We start from the raw sequence: 7,038 nt of genomic DNA, 5'->3' as shown, positions 1-7,038 counted from the left end.
TTATCCCCCACTGATGGATAGCGAGACTTACCTTAGCTTTTACGGGCAGTTATCCCCCACCTTCGCCTCTTTGTGATTCACTCAAGCTTAGAGGTGGGGGTATTACTGCCCGTTAATGCGGGATAAATCGATTCAATATCTCCATTTAGTAAATTTCCCCAAATTTAAAAAACAACTATTAATGTAAGAACTGCATTTGCTTAGTTGAATCCGTCTTAATGTCAATGAGTTGCAAGCCATTTTCCACTTTTACAGAAAAAATTTGACCATCGATAATTTCAATGGTGATATCGATTCCATCATCAACCGAAACTGTTACTTGTTTCACATTTGTTCTTACATAATGCTTCAACGTTTCCATTTAGATCAGCTCCCTTTTTAACAGAAATACTAGACCATATCTAAGACTTTATTACTAGGTAAAGCATGAAAGCAGATAGTACGTCATATCCCCCCCTATAGAACGAATAAATACTTGTTCCTGATGCTGGATTGTACTAAGTTGTAGGTTTTCTGTGGAACTCGTTGTTTAAACACAAGTCGAATCTTGTTGGTTTTTACGAAACAATTATATCTTTTATAACGGGAAAATAGTTCTATATTTACACGAATTTATAAAAAATTAACAATTGAAATATTTTTTTACATAAAGAGAACGATTATTTTGCGGAGAAATCATCATGATTTTTTTACTCACTGCCTTTTGAAAAATAGGTGATATGTTTGATCATGGCAGTCAGAGAAGGATTTTTTAAAAAATTTCAATTTCCACGCTACTCAACCACCTCCATTTCTATATATAAAGGGTGAAAGGAGGTGAGAGAGCATGGCAGCTGAAGTATTACTAGAATCTCAATTAAGACTTGCTTTCGATATGGGTTTGGATGAAAAAGGAAAGCAAATCTACAAACGCAAAAATTACAACAACATTAAGACATCTGCAACCGCAGATCAATTGCTTCAAGTAGCAGAGGCAATTGGAAGTTTACAAACTGAAACACTAGCATTTGTCGAGCGTAACGACACAAATCAAATTACGGAATAACGACGAGGAAAGAGAAACGACCAGCTTTACGAAGGAAAAGGGAGAGTCGTTACTAGACATGCTCCATTTTCCTTCACCATTCCTACATAGAGAGGAGGAGAGAAAATGGCGAAAACATTAGAGCTTCTATTTTTAAATATGGAAGGGAAAACGGTGAAAGTAAACGTTGATTCCCCCATCGATCCAGTTGACCAACAAGCACTAACAACAGCGATGGACCAAATACTAGCTGCAAATATTTTCATTACGAACGGCGGAGAATTTGTCTCGAAAAAAGGCGCACGAATCGTTGACCGTAATGTAACAGAAATCGAACTTGCATAAGTAGGTTTTGGGCTGACAGATTACGATCATGTCAGCCCTTTCCTTTTCAAAATATGAGAAAAAGAGGTGTGAAACAATGGACCAATGGTTATCAGTCATTAGTGAAGTCGGCTTTCCAATCATCGTCACGTTATATTTACTAAATCGGATCGAAAACAAGCTCGACACATTAAATCACTCGATCCAAATGCTTCCTACCCAGCTGCAAAAGCACTAATTCACCAAAAAGAAAGCCGGCGATCATCTAGCACACTGAAAAAAGACCGCTTTGATTGGTGATTTTTTTATGATAAGTGAAAGGAATAGTCTGATATTCCTAGCAAATCACTCGTTTACATAAACTTAATAAAAATTTACAAAACAATCAGGTAATTTTCTTTATAATATAGATGAATCACAAAAGGTTAGGAAAGTTTACCAAATTATTTTACTTCCTACTGCTCTTTTTGTAATTTCAGGTCATTTACCATTTTAAGGGGATAGTCAATCAGCTAAATGTACTGATTGACTATCCCCTTCTTTTCTAAATTTGTCTACATCATTCTAAAAGAACAAAGGGACGGTGTCTGCGTTTGCAAAAACAAAGAACCTTCCCTTTGTTTTTTCGGAGTCCCTGTATACGTGATACAATATACACCAAGAAGCGCTTTCAACAACTAGAAACCATCTGAAAAAGGGGTATTTACATGTTAGATTTGTTCATTACGATGTTGGAACGACTTGGAATTATTGTAACAATAGCATTTATTTTAACTAGATTTAAGTTTTTTAGGGACATGTTTTATCAAGATCAAATGAATCGTCAGCAGCATTATACTGCCATTATCTTTTTTGGCTTTTTTGGCATCATTGGGACGTATACTGGGTTGAGTCTTAGTACGGAAAGCCTCCAATTTAATCGCTTACCTTCTAATTTAGCTACGGATGAGTCCATTGCCAATTTACGAGTAATCGGTGTGGTATTAGGAGGCCTTCTTGGTGGCTATAAAGTTGGGATTGGTGCAGGTCTAATCGCTGGTCTTCACCGTATTACCTTAGGTGGATTTACAGCCATTTCTTGTGGCTTGGCTACAATCATTGCGGGTGCGCTTTCCGGATTATTCTATAGAAAAAACAAACATGTAAAGATGAGGTCCGCTTTTTTGATTGGTGCATTGGCTGAAGCCATTCAAATGTTGATTATTTTATTAATCTCCCGCCCATTAGAAAAAGCTTGGACATTAGTCGAAATCATCGGAGTACCAATGATTTTGGCGAATGGCATGGGAAGTGCCCTTTTCCTCTTGATTATTAAAAGTGTGATCAACGAAGAGGAAAAAGCTGGTGCCGTGCAGGCTCAGAAAACACTGCGCATTGCAGGCCTGACCCTTGTCCATTTACGAAATGGACTCAATGCCCATTCTGCTACAGCAGTCTGTCACATTATTCATAATGAAATAAAAACAAGCGCCGTTGCGATCACGAACTTAACAGAAATTCTCGCTCATGTTGGTCTTGGTTATGATCATCACCGACCTGAAAGACCTATCCAGACCCAAATCACGATGGATGCTATCAGACGTAGGGAAATCGTCGTTGTCAATCAACACTCGGTTCATTGTCGAGTTGAGGGATGTCCTCTCGGCGCTGCGGTCATAGCCCCTTTAAAGCAGCGTGGTAAAACGATTGGCACCTTAAAATTTTATTTTCGCTCTGAAAAGGAGATCACCAACGTGGTGATGGAGTTAATTACTGGGCTAAGTTCGATGATGAGTAATCAGCTTGAAATTTTTGAGGCAGATAAAGCCTATCAGCTTGCTAAGGAATCAGAGATAATGGCACTTCAAGCCCAAATCAGTCCGCATTTTCTGTTTAATACTCTGAATACAATTGTTTCGCTCGTTCGCATTGACCCTACAAAGGCAAGGAAACTACTTATCTCTTTATCACATTTTTTGCGACAAAATCTGACCGCGACAACACACAGTAAAATCATACTTGAGCAAGAATTAAAACATGTCAAAGCGTATTTGTCGATTGAAGAGGCCAGGTTTGTTAATAAGTTAGTTGTTTTATATGATATTGATGAGGAAGCTCTTTTACAAAACATCCCGCCTCTTACCTTGCAACCTCTCGTTGAAAATTCAATTAAACATGGTTTCAAGGATAAGGAAAACAACTGCACGTTGAACATTACCATTAAAAAGAAAAAGGACTCCACTTATATAAAAATGGCTGACAATGGAAAAGGAATGAGTAAGGAGAGGACTGAACAAACTTGCAAAGCACCCATTGATTCTGAAAACGGAAGTGGTCTCGCTCTTTACAATGTGAATCGCAGGCTCACATTGATGTTTGGAGATGAAGCAGCACTAAAAATAAAAAGTGAACCTGATTTAGGCACAGAAATTGCCTTTTCGATTCCCTATAAAGAGGAGGAGAAATCAATTGAAACCACCCATTAAAGCCATCATTGTCGATGATGAATTATACAGCCGTGATGAACTAAAGCATTTATTACAAGCTTTTCCTACTATCGAAATTATTGGCGAAGCAGAATCTGGAGAATCCGCCATCATGAAATCTCTTCAGCTCCACCCTGATGTTGTGTTTTTAGATGTTGAGATGCCGCGAATGAATGGAATGGAAGCAGCCAAAGTCCTAATGGAACTAAAAAATGCACCTTTAGTTGTCTTTGCAACAGCTTATCCGCAATTTGCAGCTGAGGCGTTCCGTTACGATGCGGTTGATTATTTGCTAAAACCGTATGACGAAGATCAATTGAAGGAAACAATCGAACGAATTGAGAAAAAGTTCAAAGGCTACTATGAAAAGGATCCAGGTAAACCAACTGGGAAACTTGCTTTTGAAGCAAATGGAGAGATTTTATATTTTGATCCAAAGGACATCCTTTATATGTTCAGGGACGATAAGTTAACGAAAATGATCGTAAAAACAGGAGAGTTTGAAACGAAAACACCTCTCAAAGAGTTGGAAAGCAAACTCAGTACGTTCCATTTTTTCCGGATTCATAAAAGCTATCTTGTTAACCTAGAATACATTACTCGTCTAACTCCCTGGTTCAATGGTGCTTATCAACTGCAAATAGAAGGAAGAGACGAGATGTTGTCGGTTAGCCGGAATTATGTGAAGGCTTTAAGAATGCGATTGGAAATTTAGCTTGTCAATCGCATCTTAATCCTTATTTAAAGCATGATAATCTTTATTTTTGACATTTTAATCTCAAAATCTCCCTCTGCAACTTTTTATCTATTATACTTATATGTAAACGCATTCATTCTTTTAAAAAAATAAAAGGGGGAGAAATTTATGTATACATTTTTAGGGGGTATTGCTCTTTTACTTATAGGATATTTCACGTATGGCAAATTGATTGAAAAAATGTTCGGTGTAAAGGAAGATCGGGCCACTCCTGCATATGTCAACAGCGATGGCGTTGACTATGTTCCGATGAGCACATATAAGAATTCCTTAATCCAGCTCTTAAATATCGCCGGGACAGGGCCTATCTTCGGGCCAATTATGGGTGCACTCTACGGACCAGTTGCCTTTATCTGGATCGTAATCGGCTGTATTTTTGCCGGTGCTGTTCATGATTATTTAACAGGGATGATCTCGATTCGTAACCGTGGTGCCCATTTACCTGAGCTTGCAAGTAAGTTTTTAGGAAAAGTAATGAAGCACGTTGTGAATGCCTTTGCTGTCCTGCTTCTTTTATTAGTAGGTACGGTATTTGTTTCGACACCGGCAAGTCTCCTTCATGTCTTAATGGATGGTAAAATCGCATTGGGCGTGATTGTCGCTGCTGTTTTTATTTATTATATTTTAGCGACTCTCTTACCCGTTGATAAAATCATTGGTCGTTTGTATCCATATTTTGGAGCGTTGCTAGTGATTAGTGCTCTTGGTGTCGGGATTGGGTTAGTCGTTACGGGCGCGCCAATTCCTGAGATTTCATTAGCAAATTTCCATCCAGATAATGCGCCAATTTTTCCATTGATCTTTTTCACGATTACGTGTGGGGCTCTTTCAGGCTTCCATGCTACCCAAACACCAATCATTTCGAGGACAACTCAAAATGAAAAACAAGGACGCAAAATTTTCTACGGCATGATGATTGCTGAAGGGATTATCGCGATGATTTGGGCAGCTGCATCGATGAGCTTATTTAACGGGTATAACGGATTAAATGAAATTCTTGCAGCAGGCGGACCTGGAGCCGTTGTTAGCGAAGTTTCTACCATGATGCTCGGTGCAATCGGTGGGACACTTGCCGTGCTTGGTGTGGTTGTTTTACCAATTACTTCTGGGGATACAGCTTTCCGAAGTGCCCGGATGATTATTGCTGAATATCTAAACATTGCCCAAAAGAAAATGTCAAGCCGCTTATGGATCGCTGTACCGTTATTCGTTATTTCAATCGTACTCACTCAGATCGACTTTAACCTTTTATGGAGATACTTTAGTTGGGCCAATCAAGCAACATCGGTGATCGCTCTATTTGTCGGAGCCATGTATTTATACATTGCTAAGAAAAACTATTGGATCCCGCTTATCCCAGGGGCCTTTATGCTAGTTATGGTCATAACCTATATTTTAAACGCGCAAATCGGCTTGCGCTTATCAATGGATATTTCATGGATTGGCGGTATCATCGGAACTACAATTCTTCTTGTGTTATTCTTTCATGCAGCTAAAAAAGCTCGGGCAAACAATCTTCCGCTTGATGAAGATATCTCGGACTGGAATCGAGTTGCCTAGAAAGCTGTTTTTAAAAAGGGATGCATAAAGGGAACAGTCCCCGATGGAAACAAAAAGTTAAGAGGAAAGAGATGAACTGGATTCAAGATTACGTTTTATTAAGGGAAATTTCTCAAAGGGTCACACAATTAGTAAACGAACACGGCGATGAAATTGAATTGGAAACAATTCGGTTTAAAGATCACTACCGTGCAGTTGCAACTATCTGCCAAGACAAAGAACCATTTAAAGACTTCTTTGCAGAAGCAGTCGATCAGCGTAGTGAAAAGGAGGCTGCGAGAAAAGCACTTAAAGAACTGTACCGACAAGCATATTCCTTATCCTAATGTACACCTTTTTAAATTCATCGCATTTTGTCAAAGTTAGGGACAATAACCAAAAAAAAGAAAGTTTACTAAGATTATTTTCTATTTCACTTTTTTCATTATTAGGGTCATTTTCCATTTAAAGGGGATAGTCAATCAGCTAATATACTGATTGACTATCCCCTTCTTTTCCAATTTTGTCTACATCATTCTAGAACTAACAGTTGAACTATCTAGTCGGCCTATTCTCTCCACAAGGGTCCTCTGCCGTCCATTCCCTTTCTCTATCTTGAACATCATATGAAAAAAATCTACTTCTTCCATCCATTCAATCCGCATCCAACTCCATTCATTATCTACCTCTCTAGGGGACAGACCCCATGCCCATCAAGCTAAGGATGTAAATGACTAGATACAAAATAATTCTTGTTTCAAAACGAGCGAGTGATGGAAAAGTAGGCATGCCAAAGAAGCCCATTAAAACGCGATTTTTTCGCTAGGCAGCTTGTCTATGCTTCACCGTCGTTTCATACACAACCCCTAGAATATCAAAGACGGTCAGCTTCTTATACCGATGACATTTACGACCGTTCTTTTTTAGCA

At 38.7% G+C, this 7,038-nt stretch carries 8 protein-coding genes; 7 read left to right on the top strand and 1 reads right to left on the bottom strand.

Annotation, left to right across the window (positions count from 1 at the left end; genetic code table 11):
* Positions 1-178: 178 nt before the first annotated feature.
* Entirely contained in the window at positions 179-361 is a 183-nt protein-coding gene (locus K9V48_RS26610; RefSeq protein WP_224142098.1) for a hypothetical protein, read from the bottom strand.
* A gap of 465 nt (positions 362-826) precedes the next feature.
* On the opposite strand from K9V48_RS26610, the gene K9V48_RS26605 reads away from it, so the two are divergent.
* From K9V48_RS26605 to K9V48_RS26575, 7 genes are all read left to right on the top strand, one after another.
* Complete coding sequence (locus K9V48_RS26605) at positions 827-1,045, top strand: DUF1659 domain-containing protein (protein WP_224142097.1); 219 nt, start codon at positions 827-829, stop codon at positions 1,043-1,045.
* Positions 1,046-1,150: 105 nt separating this feature from the next.
* A complete protein-coding gene (locus K9V48_RS26600; protein ID WP_224142096.1) occupies positions 1,151-1,369 on the top strand; it encodes a DUF2922 domain-containing protein in 219 nt (72 codons plus the stop codon).
* A 76-nt stretch (positions 1,370-1,445) separates the two neighbouring features.
* The gene (locus K9V48_RS26595; RefSeq protein ID WP_224142095.1) at positions 1,446-1,586 is read left to right on the top strand and encodes a YvrJ family protein; all 141 of its coding nucleotides are present in this window, start codon (positions 1,446-1,448) and stop codon (positions 1,584-1,586) included.
* A gap of 469 nt (positions 1,587-2,055) precedes the next feature.
* Positions 2,056-3,813 (top strand): LytS/YhcK type 5TM receptor domain-containing protein, encoded by a 1,758-nt coding sequence (locus K9V48_RS26590; protein ID WP_224142094.1) that lies wholly within the window; start codon positions 2,056-2,058, stop codon positions 3,811-3,813.
* Positions 3,797-4,528, top strand: coding sequence for a LytR/AlgR family response regulator transcription factor (locus tag K9V48_RS26585; RefSeq protein WP_224142093.1), 732 nt, complete (start codon positions 3,797-3,799; stop codon positions 4,526-4,528). Before K9V48_RS26590 ends, K9V48_RS26585 begins: the two co-directional genes overlap by 17 nt.
* Positions 4,529-4,678: 150 nt before the next feature.
* Positions 4,679-6,130 (top strand): carbon starvation CstA family protein, encoded by a 1,452-nt coding sequence (locus K9V48_RS26580; protein WP_224142092.1) that lies wholly within the window; start codon positions 4,679-4,681, stop codon positions 6,128-6,130.
* A gap of 71 nt (positions 6,131-6,201) precedes the next feature.
* Positions 6,202-6,456, top strand: coding sequence for a hypothetical protein (locus K9V48_RS26575; protein WP_224142091.1), 255 nt, complete (start codon positions 6,202-6,204; stop codon positions 6,454-6,456).
* The last annotated feature ends 582 nt before the right edge of the window (positions 6,457-7,038 follow it).

This window comes from Metabacillus rhizolycopersici, from assembly GCF_020075705.1.
The sequence above is the reverse complement of the archived record's forward strand: the minus strand, read 5'-3'. Positions and strand labels throughout refer to the sequence as shown.